The sequence below is a fragment of the Neisseria dumasiana genome (assembly GCF_022870885.1).
GTDB classification, from domain to species: domain Bacteria; phylum Pseudomonadota; class Gammaproteobacteria; order Burkholderiales; family Neisseriaceae; genus Neisseria; species Neisseria dumasiana.
Map to the genome: position 1 here is coordinate 227,598 of NZ_CP091509.1, position 20,668 is coordinate 248,265.

At 49.3% G+C, this 20,668-nt stretch carries 20 protein-coding genes, 4 tRNA genes and 1 riboswitch; of the genes, 21 read left to right on the plus strand and 3 right to left on the minus strand.

Translation table 11 applies throughout. The features are described from left to right. The first annotated feature begins 437 nt into the window (after positions 1 to 437). On the plus strand, positions 438 to 1,097 hold the full coding sequence (locus tag LVJ88_RS01015) for an HAD-IA family hydrolase (RefSeq protein ID WP_085418042.1): 660 nt from the start codon (positions 438 to 440) through the stop codon (positions 1,095 to 1,097). A 538-nt stretch (positions 1,098 to 1,635) separates the two neighbouring features. Here the strand turns inward: LVJ88_RS01015 and LVJ88_RS01020 are convergent. Continuing rightward, positions 1,636 to 2,442 (minus strand): cytochrome C assembly family protein, encoded by an 807-nt coding sequence (locus LVJ88_RS01020; protein ID WP_085418041.1) that lies wholly within the window; start codon positions 2,440 to 2,442, stop codon positions 1,636 to 1,638. 122 nt (positions 2,443 to 2,564) lie between these two features. Here LVJ88_RS01020 and ffh point away from each other — a divergent pair, with 122 nt between their 5' ends. Further along, entirely contained in the window at positions 2,565 to 3,935 is a 1,371-nt protein-coding gene (gene ffh / locus LVJ88_RS01025; RefSeq protein WP_054600419.1) for a signal recognition particle protein, read from the plus strand. Positions 3,936 to 4,201: 266 nt separating this feature from the next. Here the strand turns inward: ffh and LVJ88_RS01030 are convergent, their stop codons facing one another. Beyond that, positions 4,202 to 4,933 (minus strand): LytR/AlgR family response regulator transcription factor, encoded by a 732-nt coding sequence (locus tag LVJ88_RS01030; protein ID WP_054600418.1) that lies wholly within the window; start codon positions 4,931 to 4,933, stop codon positions 4,202 to 4,204. 818 nt (positions 4,934 to 5,751) lie between these two features. On the opposite strand from LVJ88_RS01030, the gene rsmD reads away from it, so the two are divergent. Then, on the plus strand, positions 5,752 to 6,333 hold the full coding sequence (rsmD, locus tag LVJ88_RS01035) for a 16S rRNA (guanine(966)-N(2))-methyltransferase RsmD (protein ID WP_085418040.1): 582 nt from the start codon (positions 5,752 to 5,754) through the stop codon (positions 6,331 to 6,333). Positions 6,334 to 6,408: 75 nt separating this feature from the next. On the opposite strand, the gene LVJ88_RS01040 is transcribed toward rsmD, so the two are convergent. Beyond that, the gene (locus LVJ88_RS01040) at positions 6,409 to 6,843 is read right to left on the minus strand and encodes a YiiD C-terminal domain-containing protein (protein WP_085418039.1); all 435 of its coding nucleotides are present in this window, start codon (positions 6,841 to 6,843) and stop codon (positions 6,409 to 6,411) included. Between the two features lie 272 nt (positions 6,844 to 7,115). Here LVJ88_RS01040 and LVJ88_RS01045 point away from each other — a divergent pair, with 272 nt between their 5' ends. The 18 genes from LVJ88_RS01045 to rplA all read left to right on the plus strand — a co-directional run bounded on the left by LVJ88_RS01045 (position 7,116) and on the right by rplA (position 20,500). Then, positions 7,116 to 7,613, plus strand: a complete 498-nt coding sequence (locus LVJ88_RS01045) for a hypothetical protein (RefSeq protein ID WP_085418038.1) — start codon at positions 7,116 to 7,118, stop codon at positions 7,611 to 7,613. A gap of 174 nt (positions 7,614 to 7,787) precedes the next feature. Next, a riboswitch (TPP riboswitch) is annotated at positions 7,788 to 7,893 on the plus strand. Between the two features lie 102 nt (positions 7,894 to 7,995). Next, a complete protein-coding gene (thiC, locus tag LVJ88_RS01050; protein ID WP_085418037.1) occupies positions 7,996 to 9,870 on the plus strand; it encodes a phosphomethylpyrimidine synthase ThiC in 1,875 nt (624 codons plus the stop codon). 175 nt (positions 9,871 to 10,045) lie between these two features. Beyond that, positions 10,046 to 11,200, plus strand: a complete 1,155-nt coding sequence (locus tag LVJ88_RS01055; protein WP_233127522.1) for an FAD-dependent oxidoreductase — start codon at positions 10,046 to 10,048, stop codon at positions 11,198 to 11,200. Then, positions 11,187 to 11,384, plus strand: coding sequence for a sulfur carrier protein ThiS (thiS, locus tag LVJ88_RS01060; protein WP_085418035.1), 198 nt, complete (start codon positions 11,187 to 11,189; stop codon positions 11,382 to 11,384). Before LVJ88_RS01055 ends, thiS begins: the two co-directional genes overlap by 14 nt. 132 nt (positions 11,385 to 11,516) lie before the next feature. Further along, on the plus strand, positions 11,517 to 12,314 hold the full coding sequence (locus LVJ88_RS01065) for a thiazole synthase (protein ID WP_085356695.1): 798 nt from the start codon (positions 11,517 to 11,519) through the stop codon (positions 12,312 to 12,314). A gap of 108 nt (positions 12,315 to 12,422) precedes the next feature. Beyond that, the gene (locus LVJ88_RS01070; protein ID WP_085418034.1) at positions 12,423 to 13,841 is read left to right on the plus strand and encodes a cryptochrome/photolyase family protein; all 1,419 of its coding nucleotides are present in this window, start codon (positions 12,423 to 12,425) and stop codon (positions 13,839 to 13,841) included. Positions 13,842 to 14,042: 201 nt separating this feature from the next. Further along, positions 14,043 to 14,330 (plus strand): hypothetical protein, encoded by a 288-nt coding sequence (locus LVJ88_RS01075; RefSeq protein WP_085356697.1) that lies wholly within the window; start codon positions 14,043 to 14,045, stop codon positions 14,328 to 14,330. Between the two features lie 208 nt (positions 14,331 to 14,538). Continuing rightward, complete coding sequence (locus LVJ88_RS01080; RefSeq protein ID WP_416171747.1) at positions 14,539 to 15,942, plus strand: OmpP1/FadL family transporter; 1,404 nt, start codon at positions 14,539 to 14,541, stop codon at positions 15,940 to 15,942. A gap of 179 nt (positions 15,943 to 16,121) precedes the next feature. Then, complete coding sequence (locus tag LVJ88_RS01085) at positions 16,122 to 16,373, plus strand: YfhL family 4Fe-4S dicluster ferredoxin (RefSeq protein WP_054600408.1); 252 nt, start codon at positions 16,122 to 16,124, stop codon at positions 16,371 to 16,373. A gap of 135 nt (positions 16,374 to 16,508) precedes the next feature. After that, positions 16,509 to 16,592 (plus strand) — tRNA-Tyr (locus LVJ88_RS01090). Between the two features lie 42 nt (positions 16,593 to 16,634). Next, positions 16,635 to 16,708, plus strand: a tRNA-Gly gene (locus tag LVJ88_RS01095). A 10-nt stretch (positions 16,709 to 16,718) separates the two neighbouring features. Further along, positions 16,719 to 16,793, plus strand: a tRNA-Thr gene (locus tag LVJ88_RS01100). Positions 16,794 to 16,838: 45 nt separating this feature from the next. Next, complete coding sequence (gene tuf, locus LVJ88_RS01105) at positions 16,839 to 18,023, plus strand: elongation factor Tu (protein WP_085360440.1); 1,185 nt, start codon at positions 16,839 to 16,841, stop codon at positions 18,021 to 18,023. A 9-nt stretch (positions 18,024 to 18,032) separates the two neighbouring features. After that, a tRNA-Trp gene (locus tag LVJ88_RS01110) sits at positions 18,033 to 18,108 on the plus strand. Positions 18,109 to 18,260: 152 nt separating this feature from the next. Next, positions 18,261 to 18,692, plus strand: a complete 432-nt coding sequence (gene secE, locus LVJ88_RS01115; RefSeq protein WP_231718110.1) for a preprotein translocase subunit SecE — start codon at positions 18,261 to 18,263, stop codon at positions 18,690 to 18,692. A gap of 2 nt (positions 18,693 to 18,694) precedes the next feature. Further along, positions 18,695 to 19,231 carry a transcription termination/antitermination protein NusG gene (gene nusG / locus LVJ88_RS01120; protein ID WP_085356962.1) on the plus strand — a complete coding sequence of 179 codons (537 nt, stop codon included), beginning with the start codon at positions 18,695 to 18,697 and terminating at the stop codon, positions 19,229 to 19,231. Between the two features lie 143 nt (positions 19,232 to 19,374). After that, entirely contained in the window at positions 19,375 to 19,806 is a 432-nt protein-coding gene (gene rplK, locus LVJ88_RS01125) for a 50S ribosomal protein L11 (RefSeq protein ID WP_085418033.1), read from the plus strand. 1 nt (position 19,807) lies between these two features. Next, positions 19,808 to 20,500: a 50S ribosomal protein L1 gene (rplA, locus tag LVJ88_RS01130; RefSeq protein WP_054599428.1), complete on the plus strand. Its 693-nt coding sequence runs from the start codon at positions 19,808 to 19,810 to the stop codon at positions 20,498 to 20,500. Positions 20,501 to 20,668: the final 168 nt, after the last annotated feature.

Genomic DNA, 20,668 nt, shown 5'->3' on the forward strand with positions numbered 1-20,668 from the left:
GAGCAGCATTCAGGCAGGGTGATTAAATGATAGGGTTGTGCGACGTTAATAATGAACTGGGAAGGTCCATAGCATGCGCCTGCTTTGTGCAGGTCTTGAGTTGGAAACGGCGCATATTCTACACCGATTCAGCGAGCTTTACCAATGCTTACAAAAACAGGCCGGGGCCTTTGCAAAACCGCCATTTGCGGCGCATTTCTGCGTTGTACACCGTTTGCTCGATTAGCCTGAACCGCATCGGCATTCGGAGATTTGGTAAGGACTCAGGCCGTCTGAAAGCAGGCTTGGCATGTTTTGCTAAAACTTGCTTATCTGTTTCAGATATAAGCTTTCAGACGGCCTCACATCAAAAACACCTCATTAAACGGATCAGCGATTAGGCAGCCCCGGCAATCACAATGTATAATCAACTAACTGAATATATTAGATAAAGCACTATGAAACCCAAACTGATTATCTTCGACTGGGACGGCACTTTGGCCGACACTACCGGCCCGATCATCAACACTTTCCAACAAACCTTTTTAGACTGCGGTCTTCCCGCTCCCGAAGCCGATACGATACGGGCTTTAATCGGCTATAACCTCGTTACCATCATTCACAGACTTGTTCCCGATGCCGCCCTGCATCTGAAAGAACAGCTCGCCGAAACCTATGCGCACCATTATCTGAATCCCAATAATCACAACATGCGCCTCTTCGATTCCGCACTGCCGTGCCTGAACAACTTAAAAGAGCAGGGTTATTGGCTGGCCGTGGCTACCGGCAAGGGGCGCAGCGGGCTGGATAAAGCCATCGCCCAAACCGACACCGCTGATTTTTGGTTGGCTACGGCCTGCGCTGGAGAACAACCCTCAAAACCTGCGCCCGATATGGTTTTCACGCTGTGCGACGAATTGGGGTTAAACCCTGCCGACGCTCTTGTTGTCGGCGATACGACTTATGATTTGGAGATGGCTGCGAATGCGGGTGCGCGGGCAGTAGCGGTTGCCACCGGTGCACATCCGCAAGAGCAGTTGGCAGCATTTCCCTGTTTGACCGTTTTAAAAGATTTATCCGAACTTCCCGGTTTCATACGCAACATGTCAAACACATAACACACTCTTCTGCCTAATGTTTTTGGTTTTCAGCTGTTCATTGGCCATGCAAGCACTTAACATTTAATTCTATTAAATCAAAGTTACATGGTTTTAAACGCCAACATAATCTTTTTTTCAATCAAAACCGAGCTTTATTTCTATTTTTTCTTATACGAAGCTTGCACTTTCAACCAATATCAATTACATTCTGTTACACCAAGTGATGTTAATCACAAGCCAAGTAAGCAAAGGCAAAATAAATAGAGAGAGAATTAAGTAGTTGTCAACATTAGCAAAACAGGCTGCCGATAAAGGCAGCCTGTTTTATGTCTAGCTCGGGCGGTTAGATATTTTCACCTAACTCAAATTCGTGATAATTTCTATAATAATATTCAAAACAGCAAATTCAATCTTAAATTAACTGCTGCTTACTACACTTTACTACACAAATGCCCGTTTTCCGATTTCATAGCCAATCAACTTAGTTAAGACAGAAAGCCGGAGCAACCCCGTAGTAAAAATAAGTTGATTGTCTATATTGCATAAGGGCGCAGGCTTAGCGGTTCAGTATGATTTGAAGCACAAATTTGCTTCCTACATAAGCCAGCATCAGGCTTAAGAAGCCGATGATGGTCCATACCGCCGCCTTCTTGCCCCGCCATGCAGTCATGCTGTGTTTCAACAGCAAGCCGCCGTAAATCAGCCAAGATACTATTCCGAATATGGTTTTATGGCTGAAATGAACCGGCTGCCCGAACACATCTTCAGTAAAGAACGTGCCGCTGACAACCGAATAAGTGAGCAGCAGAAAACCCGCCCACATTCCTTGAAACATCAGCTTTTCCAAACTGAGCAACGGCGGCAGAAACGATACCAGAGGCGAAAATCTTTTTTTATGCAGATCGTGGTTGAGCAGCAAAATCAACACTGCCAGCAAGGTTACGATACCGAACAGGCCGTAAGCCAACAATGATGTGCCGATATGAAGCATAAACGGCCAATCACTGATTTGATAAGCCGACATATTGCCCGGAAACAATACGCCTAACAGCAACGACAATACCACGCACGGATACAGTAACAGTTGCAGGCCGCGCAAACAGTAAAAAAAGCTGCCCGTCCAATACATCGTCAACATCAGCCACACAATCAGACTGACCGCATAACCAAACCCCATTACCACTATGCGGTCTTGCGCCACGGGCAAAAACAACACGATACCGTGTACCAACAACGCGGGGGCGAGTATGGCTAATTCGGTTTTAATCGGATAGGGCTTATCGTTGCGGGTTTTGTGGTGGAACCATACAAAGCCCGCCAACGCCGCATATACCAGTATTAAACAGACCAACACAATCGGCATGACAAACTTTCTCTTGCGTGCATATTCAGCGGCGCACGCCTAGTGTAAAATAAAATAATTTTATCAAATAACGCCCGATTCGGGCAGCTATTCTCATTATCAATGAATGTTCAAGGACAAGTATGTTAGACAACCTAACCAGCCGCTTTAGTAACGTGTTGAAAAACATCCGCGGCCAGGCCAAACTGACTGAAGACAATATCAAAGAAGCCTTGCGCGAAGTGCGTTTGGCTTTGTTGGAAGCCGATGTGGCGCTGCCTGTGGTTAAAGAATTCATCAACAGCGTGAAAGAAAAAGCACTCGGGCAGGAAATTACCGGCAGCCTGACGCCCGACCAAGCCTTTATCGGTGTCGTTAACGAAGCTCTGATCGAACTGATGGGCAAAGAAAACAGCACCTTAAATCTTGCCGCTGCGCCCCCCGCAGTAGTGCTGATGGCCGGTTTGCAGGGTGCGGGTAAAACCACCACCGTGGGCAAGTTGGCGCGCCTGCTTAAAAACGACCATAAAAAGAAAATCTTGGTGGTTTCTGCCGACGTTTACCGCCCTGCGGCAATCGAACAGCTGAAATTACTGGCCGAGCAAGTAGGCGTGGATTTCTTCCCCTCCGATGCCGGACAACAGCCCGTAGATATTGCCAAAGCCGCTGTCAGCCATGCCAAACGCCATTTCTACGATGTGCTGATGGTCGATACTGCCGGCCGCTTGGCGATTGACGAAGAGATGATGAACGAGATTAAAGCGCTTCATGCTGCGGTTAATCCCGTTGAAACCCTCTTCGTGATTGATGCCATGCTCGGTCAAGATGCCGTGAATACCGCACAAGCCTTCAACGAAGCCTTGCCGCTCACCGGTGTGATTCTGACCAAAATGGACGGCGATTCGCGCGGCGGTGCGGCTTTATCGGTGCGTCAAGTTACCGGCAAACCGATTAAATTTATCGGTGTCGGCGAAAAAATCAACGGTCTCGAGCCTTTCTATCCCGACCGTATCGCCAGCCGCATCTTGGGCATGGGCGACGTATTGAGCCTGATTGAAGACGTTCAAAAAGGTATCGACGAAGAAGCCGCCGCAAAAATGGCGAAAAAGCTCCACAAAGGCAAGGGCTTCGACCTCAACGACTTTAAAGAGCAAATCCAACAAATGCGCAACATGGGCGGTTTGGAAAGCCTGATGTCTAAAATGCCGGGCGAACTCGGCCAGCTTTCCAAACAAATTCCCGAAGGCACGGCGGAAAAAGCGATGGGGCATGTGGAAGCCATCATTAATTCGATGACGCCGAAAGAACGTGCCAATCCTGCGTTGATTAAAGCCAGCCGCAAACGCCGTATTGCCGAAGGTTCCGGCACATCTGTTCAGGAAGTGAACAAAATGCTCAAGCAGTTTGAGCAATCGCAACAGATGATGAAGATGTTCAGCGGCAAAGGTATGGCCAAGCTGATGCGTATGGCTAAAGGTATGAAGGGGATGAAAGGTATGTTCCCGGGCATGTAAGTGTTTCCGTTATGATGGGGCAGGCCGTCTGAAAAAATGGGACTGCACTTCTTAAGTCGGGTTGGATTAGATGTCCGACTTAAGAAGTGCAGTCCCATTTTTTCAGACGGCCTGCCCAGATGAAAGCCCGGTATGTAAGCCTTTATAGTCAATCAACTTAGTTTTACTACGGCGTTGCTGCGCCTTGCCGTACTAACTGTACTGTTTGCGGCTTGCCGCCTTCTATTAAAGTTAAGTTGATTGACTATATCAATACACGGAAAAGTTTAACCTTCACGCAAAATTTTACGGATGGCGGCAAGCTGGCGGCGGCTCACAGCCAAAGGTTTTTCAATATCCAAAACCCGCGCACCCCAAGTGGCGTTGGTGTCGTCTTCCTCGCCGTTATCCAAACGGATCAGGCAATCTAGGGTGTGGCGGAAAACCAAAGCATTGCGGTGGATACGGATGATTTTATCGCCCAGCAATTCTTCCCAATAAACCAGTGTTTTGGGCAACTCGTAGCTTTGGCCGTCGCCCGTAAACAGAAATACGGTTTTATGCTCGGCCATCAGATAGCGCACTTGCTGCCACGGAATTTCGACCATTCTGTTGCGGTTGAACACTTTGAAATGGGTAAAATCATCTGCTTTTTCGCGATGTTTTTCATTCAAACGCTCCAAAGCGGCCTGAAGGCGCGACACTTTGATGGGTTTGAGCAGATAATCTGCCGCCGCCAGCTCGAAAGCCCTTAACGCGTGTTCTTCGTAGGCAGTGGTAAAAATCACTTCGGGTTGTTTTTTCGCTACGCGTTTGATGCGCTCGACCAGTTCGAGGCCGGTAATTTCAGGCAGGCCGATGTCGGCAAATACAATATCCGCCTCGTGGATGCTCAGCCAATCCAAAGCGGGTTGTGCGTGATGGAAAATTTTCAGCAACACTACATTGCACTCTTCCAGCAATACCCGTAAACGCTCTGCAGCCAACACTTCATCTTCAACAATAATCGCACTCAGCATATTCTGTCAGTCTTATTGGTTTTATCATGTAAATGTTCAAAAATGAACGACCAAGAAATTACCACGAGTGGCAATATTATCAAACTGTTAGGGAGATGAGAAAAATCTGTAATGTATATGTATCGTATCCCCATCGATAGCATATATCAACATTCATTTTAGCTTTGCTATGGTTTTGGCATGGTTTTTAAAATGACAAGAAATTAAAATGATTAATCAAGATATTGTGATTATATTAAAATCTAAATCGAATTCAAACAAACGCCAAGACAAAAGTTCACAAAAATAAATAAAACTTTTAATTATTGTACCATTGTTTACAGTTTTATTTGTGAAACAATGCGCGAAAATGCAGACGGTTCGCGGCGGGTACTTAAATGCAATACGGTGGTAATGCCCGTATTATGGTGCTTTAGAGCATATCCAACCCTGAATCGGGTGTGTGCAAAAAACAGTTATGCCCCTTAAAAATTCTGCTGATTTATCAACAATGGCGGAATGGGATAATGTAAATAATCTGTTGCGAAACTGCAATGAAAATATGGCTGCGGGGCTGATGCGGGTGTGGGCGTGTGGTAAACCGTGCATCTTTTGAGTTGTATTTGATTTATTTAATATAAATATAATATTAGATGAAGTGAAAGTGATTTCGGATTCGAATGATTTGCTGACATGCTGCGGGCAGCGTTAGAAACGGGTCTGGCTTTTGAAAAATTTTGATCCGCAGCTTAAAGTTGAAAGAAATGTTCAGACGGCATCTGAAAATGGTTTTTGGATGTTGAACTTGTGTGTATTGATTTATTTTTTATTCGGAATTTATGAAGCATAACAAACACCATAATCAAATCCGTATTATCGGCGGCGTTCACCGCGGGCGGAAACTGCATTTTGCTGATGCCGACGGCTTGCGCCCCACGCCCGACAGTGTGCGCGAGCGTTTGTTTAACTGGCTGGGACAGGACATGACCGGACAAGCCGTGTTGGATTTGTTTGGCGGCAGCGGGGCGTTGGGTATGGAGGCCGCATCACGCCATGCGGGCAAGGTGGTTGTGGTGGAAAACAACCGCAACACGTTGCTGAATATTCAAAACAATATGCGCGAGTTGGGAATCAGCCGAATGGAAACCGTGCTTTCAGACGGCCTTTCTTATTTGAAACACGGTCATGAGCGTTTTGATACGGTGTTTTTGGATCCGCCGTTTAACTGGCAAAAATGGCCGGAATTGTTTGATTTGCTGGCAGGCCGTCTGAATGAGGGGGCGATGGTTTACATAGAGGCCGGCAGCTTGCCCGAAATACCGGCATGGCTGACGATTTACCGCGAAGGTAAAGCGGGCATGAGTAAGTTTGTTTTGCTGGCATACGAAGCCGAAAGCGAAGAGAGTGGTTCTGCTTCGTAAGCAGAAGATTGTGCGCGGAAGCCGCATGCTGTTTGTGTTGGAAGGGTTATGGCTGGTGTTCAGACGGCCTCATGGTCAGGCCAATACGACATATCTGCCTTCAAAACGTGCGACTTCGGTGTTTTCGCTAAACAGAATGCAGCTTACGGTAATTTTGCCTTTGCCCCGCTCGGCCAGCATCCGGCTGCAATGTTCCCACGCTTCCGCTCCGGTTTTTTCGCATACTGCGTTTAAATCTCCGCGGGCGGGTTGGGTGTAACGGACATGGCTTTCTTGAATCACGATTTTGCCGCGGTATTCGGGATAGTTCAGGTGCACCAGCGACCAACCGCACAGCGTGGCCAGCATCGAGATACTGCCGCCGAATACGGTTTGATGGTGGTTGCGGTTAAGGGAGATGGGCGCAGACAACACCACCCGTTGCGGCGAGCTTTCGCTTACGTTGAGTGACAAAGCGGCGGATGCGGGGATGTTGCGGTGGAGGAATGATTGCAGTTCGGCGGCGTTCATTGTTGGTTGTATGGGATATGTTCGCCGGGCATTATAACGTTAAGATGCTTGCTGCCTCGTGTTAAAAATGAGGTTAATTGATTATATTGGCCGGAACCGTGTTATTCGCGGGAAAGTCGGGTAAGGAAGTGGCAAGGGTTGGTAATATTTTGGAAGGTAATGATAATCAAGGAAATATAAAGGAACAAAACGCAAATGCTGCCATCTGACAGCTTACCTGCGCATATATAAAAGTGTGCAGGAAGCTCTTAAATATACACAGGAGACAGTATATGAAAAACGTATTCAAATTGATTGCTTTCCCTTTGGCAGCTTTGGCTTTCAGCTCCGTAGCCCATGCGGCAGACCGTGAATGTAGCGGCAACTTGGGCAAAGTTTCGGTAAGTGACAATGTGATCGTGAAAAAAGGGCAGGCGTGCAAACTCGAGGGCACTAAAGTCGGCGGTGATGTCAAAATCGAAGAAGGCGGTAAGTTTTCTGCTTCGGGCATTCATATCGACGGCAATATTCAGGCCGACAAAGCTGCCGAAGTCGCTGTTGCGAAAAGCCGTGTAAACGGCAGCATTCAATTGAAAGAAGCTGCGGGCGCGGTATCGGTAAGCGATACGCGTGTGGGCGGCGACATCCAATTGTTTGACAACAAAGCAGGTGTGTCTGTGCAGGCGAATATGGTAGAAGGCAACCTGCAATGTAAAAACAATATGGGCAATGTTGCCGGCGGTGCCAACAAAGTGAAGGGAAACAAAGAAGACCAGTGCGCCCGCTTGTAGGCCGAAAGCAATATGTAAGCCAAAAGATACCGGCAGCCGCTTATGGCGGTTGAGTATCTGAATGATTGGATTTAAGAAAGAAACAGGCAGAACGATACCGACAGTATTCTGCCTGTTTTTATTTTTCGCATGCTCCGGTTATTTACGGATTCGGATATTCATGTTTTAATCCGCACATCGAAACAGGGGTGCTGTGCTTTGATATTCAGGGCGCGGCTGAGAGTTACCCTTTATACCCGAACAAGATAATACTTGCGTGGGGAGTTTTCAGCGTAACCGATTTTTTTCAGACGGCCTCAAACTTTATCGGCAGGCCGTCTGAAAAGCAGATACCGCGCTCCTGTTTCTCTTTTTGCGAACGAGAAAACAGGAGCGTTTTTTTATGGTATTGAAAACCACAGGCCGAGAGGCCGCCCAGCTTGACGAGTTGAGCCAAGACATCGGCATCCGCTTCAAATACCCTAATTCCACCAAAGTTTATCTGCAAGGCAGCCGCAGCGACATCCGCGTGCCGCTGCGCGAAATCGCCCAAGACGACACCGTTACCGACAAAGGCCGCGAACCGAACCCGCCGATTCCGGTGTACGACACCAGCGGCGTGTATGGCGACCCTTCCGCCCATATCGACCTCAAACAAGGGCTGCCGCATATCCGCAGCGCGTGGATAGAAGAGCGCGGCGATACCGAACGCTTGGCCGGTTTGTCGAGCGAATACGGCCTTGAACGTGCCCACGATCCGAAAACCGCCCATCTGCGTTTCAACCAAATCACTCAACCGCGCCGTGCCAAAGCAGGCAAAAATGTGACCCAAATGCACTATGCGCGGCAAGGTATCATCACGCCGGAGATGGAGTTTGTCGCTCTGCGCGAGCGCATGAAAATGGAAGAAATCTGGCGCGACCCGCGTTACGCCAAAATCATCAAGCAGCATGCCGGCGAATCGTTCGGCGCGAACCTGCCCACCCATCCCGACCAAATCACGCCCGAGTTTGTGCGCAGCGAAATTGCCGCCGGCCGCGCGATTATCCCCGCCAACATCAACCACCCCGAGTTGGAACCGATGATTATCGGCCGCAATTTCCGTGTCAAAATCAACGGCAACTTGGGCAACTCCGCCGTTACTTCTTCGCTCACCGAAGAAGTGGAAAAAATGGTGTGGTCGCTGCGCTGGGGTGCCGACACGATTATGGATTTGTCCACCGGCGCGCACATTCATGAAACGCGCGAATGGATTATCCGCAACGCGCCCGTGCCCATCGGCACCGTGCCGATTTATCAGGCTTTGGAAAAAACCGGCGGCATTGCCGAAGATTTAACGTGGGCATTGTTCCGCGACACCTTAATCGAGCAGGCCGAGCAAGGCGTGGATTATTTCACCATCCATGCGGGTGTGCTGCTGCGTTATGTGCCGCTGACTGCCGACCGCATCACCGGCATCGTGTCGCGCGGCGGTTCGATTATGGCGAAATGGTGTTTGGCGCATCATCAGGAAAACTTCCTTTACACCCATTTCGACGAAATCTGCGAAATCATGAAGGCTTACGACGTATCGTTCAGTCTCGGCGACGGTCTGCGCCCCGGCTGCGTGGCCGATTCCAACGATGCCGCGCAGTTCGGCGAATTGCACACGCTGGGCGAGCTGACCGCCAAAGCGTGGAAGCACGACGTGCAAGTGATGATTGAAGGCCCCGGCCATGTGCCGCTGCAACGTGTGAAACAAAACATGACCGAAGAGCTGCAACACTGCTTTGAAGCGCCGTTCTACACCCTCGGCCCGTTGGTTACCGATATCGCCCCCGGCTACGACCACATCACTTCCGGCATCGGCGCGGCCAATATCGGCTGGTACGGCACGGCCATGTTGTGTTATGTCACCCCGAAAGAACATTTGGGCCTGCCCGACAAAGAAGACGTGCGCACCGGCATCATTACCTACAAACTGGCTGCCCACGCCGCCGACTTGGCCAAAGGCTGGCCGGGCGCACAGTTGCGCGATAACGCCTTATCGAAAGCCCGCTTTGAATTCCGCTGGCGCGACCAATTCCGCCTCGGCCTAGACCCCGAACGCGCCGAAAGCTACCACGACCAAACCCTGCCGGCGGAAGGCGCGAAAATCGCCCACTTCTGCTCGATGTGCGGCCCCAAATTCTGCTCGATGAAAATCACGCAGGAAGTGCGCGACTACGCCGCCGCGCAAAAAGGCATGGAAGAAAAAGCGGTTGAGTTTATGAAGAAAGGTGCTGAGATTTACAGTTGATGCGCTTTGAGGCCGTCTGAAAACGCAGATGTTGTTTCAGACGGCCTTTTATGTATGGTTTCACAGATCTTATCATTTCGGCTTAAGAGGCCGTCTGAAAAAACCATGCCGATGTAAGTGAATGAAATAAATAATAAAAACCGCCTGCCGTGAGTGGGCGGGCGGAAAGGAATCCATGATGAAAACCTACCAAGCGGCGGTGCTGGGCGGCGGGTTGCTGGGGCGGCTGACTGCGTGGCGGTTGGCCGAATCGGGCGTGCGCACCGTGCTTTATGATGCCGCCTCGCCGCAAGGGGAGGGCAGTGCGGCGTATGTGGCGGCGGCCATGCTTGCACCTGCGGCCGAATCAATAGAAGCCGAGCCTTCGGTAACGGCTTTGGGGCGGCAAAGTTTAGCGTTGTGGCGCGATTATGTCGGCAGATGGTCGAGCAAAGTGTTTTTCCAGCAAAACGGCAGTTTGATTGTGTGGCATCCGCAAGATGCCGCCTTGAGTACGCGTTTTTTGCAGCACCTTCAACTTGCACACGGCGGCACACAACCTGCGCAGCGGTGGCAGCCGGAGGATATTGCCCGCGCCGAACCGCAGTTGGCTGGGCGCTTCCGGCAGGCTTTGTTTCTCGATGGCGAAGGGCAGCTTGATAACCGCCAAGTGTTGGCGGCATTGGCTGAAGCGTTGGTACAGGCCGGAGCGGTGTGCCGTTGGAACACGCCCGCCGAACCGCACACCCTGCATGATGAAGCGGAATGGGTCATCGATTGCCGCGGCGTCGGTGCCAAGCAGGCTTGGAACGGAGCAGACGGCAGCCGTTTGCGCGGCGTGCGCGGCGAAGTGGTGCGGGTTTATGCGCCCGAAGTCAGCCTCAACCGCCCTGTGCGCCTGCTGCATCCGCGTTATCCGCTGTATGTGTGCCCGAAAGAAAACGGCCTGTTTGTGGTCGGCGCCACCCAAATCGACAGCGAAGACGCCAGCCCGATGTCGGTTCGCAGCAGCTTGGAATTGTTTTCCGCGCTGTATGCGGTTCATCCTGCTTTCGGCGAAGCGCGGATACTCGAAAACGCCGTCGGTTTGCGCCCGACCCTTCCGCACGGCAGGCCGGAAATCCGCTGCGATGCAGACAAACGCCTGCTGGAAGCGAACGGTTTGTTCCGGCACGGTTTTATGATTTCCCCCGCCGTAGCCGAATCGGTGGTTGAATACGTTAAGGCTTTGCTGGGCGGCTCAGATTTGCCGCAAAACAGCCGTGTGCCGCTTGTCCACACTCAAACAGCCGCTTCGGAACATCAAAACAAAGCATCTGATCAGAAAGTCTTTACCCATGCCGAACATTAAAATCAACGGAACAAACCACAGTTTCGAAGGCCGCACCGTGGCCGATTGGCTCGCGCAGCACCCGCCGCAGCCGCCTTTTGCCGTTTCCGTCAACAAAACTTTCGTGCCGAAACAGCGTTACGGCGAAACCGAGCTGTGCAACGGCGATGAATTGGACATCGTGCGCCCCGTGGTGGGCGGCTGAACCGTCACCGAGACCGTTGCCCTCATCTGCGGCGCATTTTTGCGTTGTGCGCTGCCCGCTTGTTAGCCTATCTATATTCAAGGCCGTCTGAAAACAACAGCGCGGCCATCCCTAAGTATTTGAGGAACACCCATGCTCACGCTTTACGGACACTCTTTCCCCTCCCGCCTGCTGTTGGGTACGGCGGCTTATCCTTCTTTAGATATCATGCGTCAGGCCGTGGCGGCTGCCGAGCCGGCCATGATTACCGTTGCCCTGCGCCGCCATAATCCCGCTTCCGACAGCGGCGGCGAATTGTGGACGCTGCTGCAAGAAGCCGGTATTCCGCTGCTGCCGAACACGGCCGGCTGTTTGAGCGTGCAGGAAGCCGTAACTACCGCACAAATGGCGCGCGAACTCTTTGATACCGATTGGATCAAACTCGAATTGATCGGCCACGACGACACCTTGCAGCCCGATGTATTTCAGTTGGTGGAAGCGGCAGACATCCTTATCCGCGACGGTTTTAAAGTGCTGCCGTACTGCACCGAAGATTTGATTGCCTGCCGCCGTTTGCTCGACGCGGGCTGCCAAGCGTTGATGCCGTGGGCGGCGCCAATCGGCACGGGCTTGGGTGCGGTTAACGGCTATGCCTTGCGCCTGCTGCGCGACCGGCTGCCCGACATACCGCTGATTATCGACGCCGGTTTGGGCTTGCCTTCGCATGCGGCGCAGGTGATGGAGTGGGGATTCGACGGCGTGTTGCTGAACAGCGCGGTTTCGCGCAGCGGCAATCCCGTTCAGATGGCCAAAGCATTCGCACAGGCCACCGAAGCAGGCCGCAACGCCTATGAAGCCGTGCCGATGCCGCCTTCGGAGCATACCCGCGCCAGCACGCCCACGGTCGGCCAGCCCTTTTGGCACAGCGACAACTATAACCAACCAACTTAACTTTTACTGCGGCTTGCTGCCTAGTGTTAAAGATGAATTTGACTATGCCGTTGCCGCCCAAAACCTTTACAATGCCTTCATCTCATTACACAGCGTTTCAGACGGCCTATGACTGTGCAACCCATTACGCTTATCTGGTTCCGCCGCGACCTGCGTCTGTTTGACAATACCGCCCTGCAAACCGCCGTCCGCCGCGGTCTGCCTGTTGTCGGCGTATATGTTTTCGACAACCGCACCGATACCCCCGAGCAGCGCAACCACCGCCGCCTGAGTTTTCTATACGACAGCGTGGCTGCGTTTCAGACGGCCTTACAAGCCAAAAACATACCGCTGTATGTTTTGCACGGGCAGGCGGAAATCGAGATTCCCAAGCTGGCTCAAGAGCTTCATGCCGCTGCCGTCGTTTGTGCCGATGAAGACGAACCGCAGGCTTCCGCTCGCGACAACCGCATTTGGCATGCACTTGATTCGGCAGGGCGGGAAATGGTGCGGGTGGACGACCAAGTCGTGCTGCCCAAAGCCAGTGTGATGACGCACAACGGCAGGCCGTACACCGTTTTCACCCCCTATAAAAACGCTTGGCTGCAAACCTATTCCCGTCTGTTCGGGCAATGGCAGCCGGCAGACGACTGGCTCGAATTGGCGGCATTGCAGGCCGATCTACCCGACACCCTGCGCCGCCCCCCCGTTTTACCGTCTCCCGAAACGCTCGGCTTTATCCATCAGCCGACGATGTTTGCCGGCGGAGAAGAGGCCGCTCAAAAACAGCTCGGCCGTTTTCTCGAACATATCAACACTTATCATCTCGCCCGCGATTTTCCCGCACAAAAAGGCACGAGCCGGCTGTCTCCGTATCTGAGCCACGGCATGCTGTCGCCGCGCCATTTGGTTTTCTTGGCCAAACAGGCCGATAACGAAGGTGCAGGCGTTTGGCTGAGCGAGCTGATATGGCGCGAATTTTTCAAACAGGTACTGTTCCATCATCCCCATGCGGCAGAAGAAAGTTTCCGGCAGGAATACCGTTCCATCGTTTGGGAGAACAACCAAGAATGGTTCGAGCGGTGGAAAACAGGGCAAACCGGCTACCCCATTGTCGATGCCGCCATGCGCCAGCTCAAAAGCAGCGGCTGGATGCACAACCGCCTGCGCATGATTACTGCCGGTTTTTTGGTTAAAGATTTATTGATCGACTGGCGCTGGGGCGAAGCATGGTTTGCCGAGCAATTGATCGATTACGACTTGGCTGCGAATAACGGCGGCTGGCAGTGGTCTGCCGGCACAGGCTGCGATGCCCAGCCGTATTTCCGAATTTTCAACCCGATCTTGCAATCGCAGAAATTCGACCCCGACGGGCAGTTTATCCGCCGCTATGTGCCGGAGCTGGCACATTTGGGCAAAGATGTCGTTCACGCACCGTGGTTGGCGCGCGAAAGCATAGATACGCACGGCTACCCCGAACCCATGGTCAATCACGCCGAACAGCGTGAAAAAGCGTTGGCGTTGTTCAAGCGCGAAAATCAGCCGTAACTGCCGGTAAAAGCATATCAGGCCGTCTGAAACAATCATTTCAGACGGCCTGATGTTTATGATTGGCTGCTTTTTTTAAGTTTAAGTGGATTAACTATATTATGTGCGGCCGTTTCACATAAGCCCATAAGTGCCGGCTTAAAGTTTAGGTAAAATGATTGCTTTCCGCGTAATTGAGATAGAGAGAAGAAAGGATAAGGTATGGCTGCCCACTACCTACTCACACCCCGCCCTTATCGAACACTGTCGGCACTTACCGCACTTGTCGGCACCTTATTGTTGTGGCGTTATGCTGCTTCTGCACAAAGTATCGCCGCTTTTGCCGCAGTGTTGCTGCTGTTTGCCGGTGCGTTGATTGCCATTGCCGCCGTAATATTAGCCCTTCGGCAGCGAAAGAGCGGCACAGCCATCCAATGCCTGTTATTGATGTTGTGGCAAGTCGGTTTTCCGCTGGTGTGGATGGCCAAAGTTGGGCAGCAGGCCGTCTGAAAATGCGGTTGAAAAATCGGCACTTCCAACAATGTTGCATTTGAGAGTGAAAAAATATCCCATAAAGTGCAAAAGATTGTTATAGAATTGAGTCTCTACACTAGATGGTTGGCGGCCCGCTGTTTGGCGGCCGCAGTAAAAATACCACTCGAACGGCTGTTTCAGACGGCCTTTTTTCCGATTTCTACCAACAATATATCCTATTAAGATTATGAAATACTCACTTCACCGCTTTTCTTTGGCAATCTGCGCAGCACTGGCTGCTTATGGCGCACAAGCTTCCGGTTATCATTTCGGTACACAGTCGGTATCTGCACAAAGCACCGCAAACGCTTCGGCAGCCGAAGCCGCCGATGCTTCCACTTTGTTTTACAACCCCGCAGGTTTGACGAAACTCGACAGCCATGAAATTTCAGCATCGTTGAACGTGGTTGCACCCAGCGTTAAGTACAGCGAAGGTCAAGCCGTTTATAACAAAGGCACAAAAGTAGCCGCAGGCAGCACCGGCGGAAAAATCACGCCCGATGTCGTTATCGCACCGCATGTATACGGTGCTTATAAAATTAACGACAACCTTACGGCAGGCTTGGGCGTTTATGTGCCTTTCGGTTCTGAAACCGAATACGACAAAAATTCCGTTTTGCGTTACAACTTGAATAAAACCGAATTGACCAGCATCGCCGTCGAGCCGGTTTTAGCCGTGAAAGTGAACGATCAGCATTCGGTCGCCGTAGGTGCTGTTGCCCAATACAGCACCGCCGGATTGCGTAAATATGCCGACTGGGCCGCTTCCAGCCGCCCCAGAGTTGATACAGAAGGTGCAGGTATCCTAGACGGCTATGCCGAAGTGAAAGGTAAAGATTGGGGAGTGGGCTACCATCTTGCGTGGCTGTGGGATATCAATGACCGCGCCCGTGTCGGCGTAAATTATCGTTCGCATGTCAAGCACAACCTGAAAGGTGTGGCAGATTGGACGCCTTCCGGAGGGTTGGCCAAAGCGGCATACACCACCAACATCGGAAAAACCATTCAAAACGGCGGCATCGGCTTCGTGCCGCATGAAAAAGCCAGCTTGAAAGTAACCACCCCCGAATCACTTTCCGTGCACGGCATGTACCAAGCCTCACCCCGTTGGGATATATTCGGCGATGTAACTTGGACGCGCCATTCCCGCTTTAACCGCGCCGAGCTTAAATTTGAAAATAAAAAAGTTACAGCCAGCGGCAAACAATCAAATGAAACCGTTATCACGCCGAATTGGCGCAACACCTATAAAGTGGCTCTCGGAGCGGCTTATAAAGTCAGCGACCCCTTACAGTTGCGTTTCGGTATGGCTTACGACCAATCTCCCGTCCGCAAAGACGAAGAACGCTTGGTAACTATGCCCGACAACAACCGGATTTGGTATTCGGTCGGTATGAAATACGATTTGGGCAAACAGCATACCATCAATGCCGCTTATAGCTATGTGCACATCCAAAAAGCCCGGGCCGTTACTCAGGCTAAACAGTCGAATGCAGAAATTACCACAGTCGACAGTAATGTTTCTTCGTCTGCACGTTATAAAAGCCACGGCAATATTTTAGGATTGCAATACACCTACAAATTCTAATCTGGCTAATATCCGATAGCGTAAAAAGTATGCCTTTATAATGCTTTAAGGCCGTCTGAAAACAATTCAGACGGCCTTCTTGCATCAGTTTTTACATCTCAGTAAGTGCATGGCTGTAAAAAAGTTTATGCTATAATCCGCCTTCGGTTTTGAAATAACTATTTATAAAGGAAAAGAAAATGTCGCTCTTTATTACAGACGAGTGCATTAATTGTGACGTTTGCGAGCCGGAGTGCCCCAACGATGCCATTTCGCAAGGCGACGAGATTTACGAAATCAATCCCAGCCTGTGCACCCAATGCGTAGGCCATTATGACGAACCGCAGTGCCAGCAAGTATGTCCGGTAGACTGTATATTGATTGATGAAGAAAATCCCGAAACGCAAGAAGAATTGCAGGCAAAATACGAACGCATTATTGCAGAAAAATAGTCGGCGCTCAAAAATCAGCCAAAAATCGACAAAATAAAACGATTTAAAATTAATACGCTAACCATGCTATTTAAAAAAAACAAAAAACACTCTTGACGGAAAAAAAATAACTGTCTAATATTGCGTTTCTCTTTAGGAGGGATTCCCGAGCGGTCAAAGGGGGCAGACTGTAAATCTGTTGCGAAAGCTTCGAAGGTTCGAATCCTTCTCCCTCCACCAAAAATCCAATCAAAATTGGAGCAGAGAAAAATATGTAAGTAAGCGGGTGTAGCTCAATGGTAGAGCAGAAGCCTTCCAAGCTTACGGTGAGGGTTCGATTCCCTTCACCCGCTCCAAAATAATTCAGCCCATGTAGCTCAGGGGTAGAGCACTCCCTTGGTAAGGGAGAGGTCGGCAGTTCAATTCTGCCCATGGGCACCATCACTAAATTTACCCAAACTTAAAGCTTAGGAATAGGAAATTGCCATGGCTAAAGAGAAATTCGAGCGGAGCAAACCGCACGTAAACGTTGGCACCATCGGTCACGTTGACCATGGTAAAACCACTTTGACTGCTGCATTGACCACCATTTTGGCCGAAAAATTCGGCGGTCAGGCTAAAGGCTACGATCAAATCGACAATGCCCCGGAAGAAAAAGCCCGCGGTATTACCATTAATACTTCCCACGTTGAATACGAAACCGAAACCCGCCACTACGCACACGTAGACTGCCCGGGTCACGCCGACTACGTTAAAAACATGATTACCGGTGCCGCTCAAATGGACGGTGCCATCTTGGTATGTTCCGCTGCTGACGGTCCTATGCCCCAAACCCGTGAGCACATCTTGTTGGCACGCCAAGTAGGCGTACCTTACATCATCGTATTCATGAACAAATGCGATATGGTTGATGATGCCGAGTTGTTGGAACTGGTTGAGATGGAAATCCGCGACCTGTTGAGCAGCTACGACTTCCCGGGTGACGATTGCCCGATCGTACAAGGTTCTGCTTTGCGTGCCTTGGAAGGTGATGCCGCTTACAAAGAAAAAATCTTTGAACTGGCCGCTGCTTTGGACAGCTACATTCCGACACCTGAGCGTGCAGTTGACAAACCTTTCTTGTTGCCGATTGAAGACGTATTCTCTATTTCAGGCCGCGGTACAGTAGTAACCGGTCGTGTAGAGCGCGGTATCATCAATGTAGGTGACGAGATTGAAATCGTAGGCTTGAAAGAGACTCAAAAAACCACCTGTACCGGTGTTGAGATGTTCCGCAAGTTGTTGGATCAAGGTCAGGCAGGTGACAACGTTGGCGTACTGCTGCGCGGTACCAAGCGTGAAGAAGTTGAGCGTGGTCAAGTATTGGCTAAACCGGGTTCTATCACTCCGCACACCAAATTCAAAGCTGAAGTATACGTATTGAGCAAAGAAGAGGGTGGTCGCCATACTCCGTTCTTCGCCAACTACCGTCCTCAGTTCTACTTCCGTACTACCGACGTTACCGGAGCGGTAACTTTGGAGGAAGGTGTTGAAATGGTAATGCCCGGTGAGAATGTGACCATTACTGTAGAGCTGATTGCTCCGATTGCGATGGAAGAAGGTTTGCGTTTTGCGATTCGTGAAGGCGGCCGTACAGTTGGTGCAGGCGTAGTGTCTTCTATCATTGCTTAATAGTTTTAGAGGCCAGTAGCTCAATTGGTAGAGTATCGGTCTCCAAAACCGAGGGTTGGGGGTTCGAGACCCTCCTGGCCTGCCAAATAAAAATTAACCGGCCCAAGTGCCGGTTAATTTTTTATCATTTACAGCTACAGCTCCCATATTCCGGCCGTATATTTGGAAATTGAATACGGAGTTTATAAGTCAAAAAGCTTTCAAGAACAGTTCATGCTTATGTTTAATATTGGATAAATGATGGCGGAAGATACAAAAAAACGCACTGGTCAAGCAGAAGATAGTTTACCTGAGCGTAAAAATAACCCTGCTTTAAAAAGTGCAGATTGGTTCAAGCTGCTCATTGCAATATCGTTGGTTGTTTGTGGAATGTGGCTTTTTTATAATATGCCACAACTCTCTGTTTATATAAGATTGTTATTTCCATTTGCCGGTGTAGTCTTGGCATTATTGATAGTGTTTTATTGGTGTGATTTTGGTAAGCGACTTGTTATTTATATTCGTGAGTCTGTAACAGAGTTTAAGAAAGTTGTTTGGCCGCCAAGAAAAGATGCTACCAAAATGACTATTTTTGTTATTATCTTTGTGGCTGTGTTGTCTCTATTTATTTATGCGGTAGATAGTTTGATTTCATGGTTGTTTTTTGATTTATTATTGAAGAGGGGATAAAAATGTCAAAACGTTGGTATGTGGTGCAGGCTTATTCCGGCTTTGAAAAAAATGTGCAAAAAACCTTGAAAGAACGGATTTCTCGAGAGGGGATGGATGGTCATTTTGGAAAAATCCTGGTGCCTGTTGAAGAGGTTGTTGATATTAAAAACGGGCGTAAAACAATCAGTGAACGTAAATTTTTTCCTGGATATGTGTTGATTGAAATGGAAATGACCGATGATTCTTGGCATTTGGTAAAAAGCACGCCGAGAGTCTCAGGTTTTATTGGTGGTACCGCTAATAAACCTATGCCTATTTCACAAAAAGAAGTTGATGCTATTTTGCAACAAGTTCAGTCCGGGGTGGAAAAACCTAAGCCGAAAGTTGAATTTGAAGTTGGTCAACAGGTGCGAGTGAATGAAGGCCCATTTGCAGACTTCAATGGAGTTGTTGAAGAAGTTAATTATGAGAGAAATAAGTTAAGAGTAACTGTACAGATTTTTGGTCGTGAAACTCCGGTTGAGCTTGAATTTAACCAAGTAGAGAAGATCTTATAAATTGATTTAATTCCAACTTAAGTAACTTAGATATAAAGATTTAGTTGAAGTTTTGTATCGGTTAAATTATAATAATCGCTCTCTTTTTTGGGGAGCGATTATTTATTTTCGCGTTATACCCGTTTTGTTAGGAGTAATTATAAGTGGCAAAAAAAATTGTAGGCTACATTAAGCTGCAGATTCCTGCAGGTAAAGCCAACCCTTCTCCTCCTGTTGGTCCTGCGTTGGGTCAGCGTGGTTTGAATATTATGGAGTTTTGTAAAGCATTTAATGCTGCGACGCAATCTATGGAGCCTGGTCTGCCGATTCCTGTTGTGATTACAGCGTTTGCTGATAAATCATTCACTTTTGTGATGAAAACTCCTCCTGCTTCTATCCTTTTGAAAAAAGCTGCTGGTTTGCAGAAGGGTAGTTCGAATCCGTTAACCAATAAAGTGGGTAAAATTACTCGAGCTCAATTGGAAGAGATCGCAAAAACAAAAGAACCTGATTTGACTGCAGCTAATTTAGATGCGGCTGTGCGCACTATTGCTGGTTCTGCCCGTTCTATGGGCTTGGATGTGGAGGGTGCGTAAAATGGCTAAAATTTCTAAGCGTTTAAAAGAGCTGCGTTCTTCTGTAGAAGCGAACAAGCTGTACTCTATTGATGATGCTATTGCGTTAGTAAAGAAAGCAGCTACTGCTAAATTTGATGAGTCAGTAGATGTTTCATTTAACCTTGGTGTAGATCCCCGTAAATCGGATCAGGTGATTCGCGGTTCAGTTGTATTGCCTAAAGGTACAGGTAAAACAACCCGCGTTGCTGTATTTACGCAAGGTGCGAATGCTGAAGCCGCTAAAGCTGCAGGTGCAGATGTTGTTGGCTTTGAAGATTTGGCAGATGAAGTGAAAAAAGGCAACTTGAATTTTGATGTTGTCATCGCTTCTCCTGATGCAATGCGAATCGTTGGCCAGTTGGGTACTATTTTGGGTCCCCGCGGTTTAATGCCTAACCCAAAAGTAGGTACAGTTACTCCAAATGTTGCTGAAGCTGTTAAGAATGCCAAGGCAGGCCAAGTTCAATACCGTACAGATAAAGCTGGTATTGTGCATGCCACTATTGGTAGAGCTTCATTTGCAGAGGCTGATTTACGTGAAAACTTCAATGCGCTGTTGGATGCAATTGTTAAAGCTAAACCTGCTGCAGCTAAGGGTCAATACCTTAAAAAAGTAGCTGTATCAAGCACTATGGGTTTAGGCGTGCGTGTTGATACTTCAAGCGTGAATTAATATTTAAGCAAAATTTTTGGATGACCATACGTACTTTATTTTCATAGAATAGATAAGTATGGCCATCTGAATTTGGGCTACTTAATTTTAAGTAGATGTCCAAGACCGTAGGGATCGCAAGATTTAATCGTAACTGCCCTACGCAGACGGTAGTCCTGAATCGAATAA

Excerpts from the sequence above, each read along its gene's own strand:
- LVJ88_RS01040 (WP_085418039.1), bottom strand. The coding sequence starts at position 6,843 with ATGAACGCCGCCGAACTGCAATCATTCCTCCACCGCAACATCCCCGCA.
- ffh (WP_054600419.1), top strand. The coding sequence starts at position 2,565 with ATGTTAGACAACCTAACCAGCCGCTTTAGTAACGTGTTGAAAAACATC.
- LVJ88_RS01065 (WP_085356695.1), top strand. The coding sequence starts at position 11,517 with ATGCTCACGCTTTACGGACACTCTTTCCCCTCCCGCCTGCTGTTGGGT.
- rplA (WP_054599428.1), top strand. The coding sequence starts at position 19,808 with ATGGCTAAAATTTCTAAGCGTTTAAAAGAGCTGCGTTCTTCTGTAGAA.
- LVJ88_RS01020 (WP_085418041.1), bottom strand. The coding sequence starts at position 2,442 with ATGCCGATTGTGTTGGTCTGTTTAATACTGGTATATGCGGCGTTGGCG.
- LVJ88_RS01075 (WP_085356697.1), top strand. The coding sequence starts at position 14,043 with ATGGCTGCCCACTACCTACTCACACCCCGCCCTTATCGAACACTGTCG.
- tuf (WP_085360440.1), top strand. The coding sequence starts at position 16,839 with ATGGCTAAAGAGAAATTCGAGCGGAGCAAACCGCACGTAAACGTTGGC.
- nusG (WP_085356962.1), top strand. The coding sequence starts at position 18,695 with ATGTCAAAACGTTGGTATGTGGTGCAGGCTTATTCCGGCTTTGAAAAA.
- secE (WP_231718110.1), top strand. The coding sequence starts at position 18,261 with ATGATGGCGGAAGATACAAAAAAACGCACTGGTCAAGCAGAAGATAGT.
- LVJ88_RS01015 (WP_085418042.1), top strand. The coding sequence starts at position 438 with ATGAAACCCAAACTGATTATCTTCGACTGGGACGGCACTTTGGCCGAC.
- rsmD (WP_085418040.1), top strand. The coding sequence starts at position 5,752 with ATGAAGCATAACAAACACCATAATCAAATCCGTATTATCGGCGGCGTT.
- LVJ88_RS01085 (WP_054600408.1), top strand. The coding sequence starts at position 16,122 with ATGTCGCTCTTTATTACAGACGAGTGCATTAATTGTGACGTTTGCGAG.
- thiC (WP_085418037.1), top strand. The coding sequence starts at position 7,996 with ATGGTATTGAAAACCACAGGCCGAGAGGCCGCCCAGCTTGACGAGTTG.
- thiS (WP_085418035.1), top strand. The coding sequence starts at position 11,187 with ATGCCGAACATTAAAATCAACGGAACAAACCACAGTTTCGAAGGCCGC.
- LVJ88_RS01070 (WP_085418034.1), top strand. The coding sequence starts at position 12,423 with ATGACTGTGCAACCCATTACGCTTATCTGGTTCCGCCGCGACCTGCGT.
- LVJ88_RS01055 (WP_233127522.1), top strand. The coding sequence starts at position 10,046 with ATGATGAAAACCTACCAAGCGGCGGTGCTGGGCGGCGGGTTGCTGGGG.
- LVJ88_RS01045 (WP_085418038.1), top strand. The coding sequence starts at position 7,116 with ATGAAAAACGTATTCAAATTGATTGCTTTCCCTTTGGCAGCTTTGGCT.
- LVJ88_RS01030 (WP_054600418.1), bottom strand. The coding sequence starts at position 4,933 with ATGCTGAGTGCGATTATTGTTGAAGATGAAGTGTTGGCTGCAGAGCGT.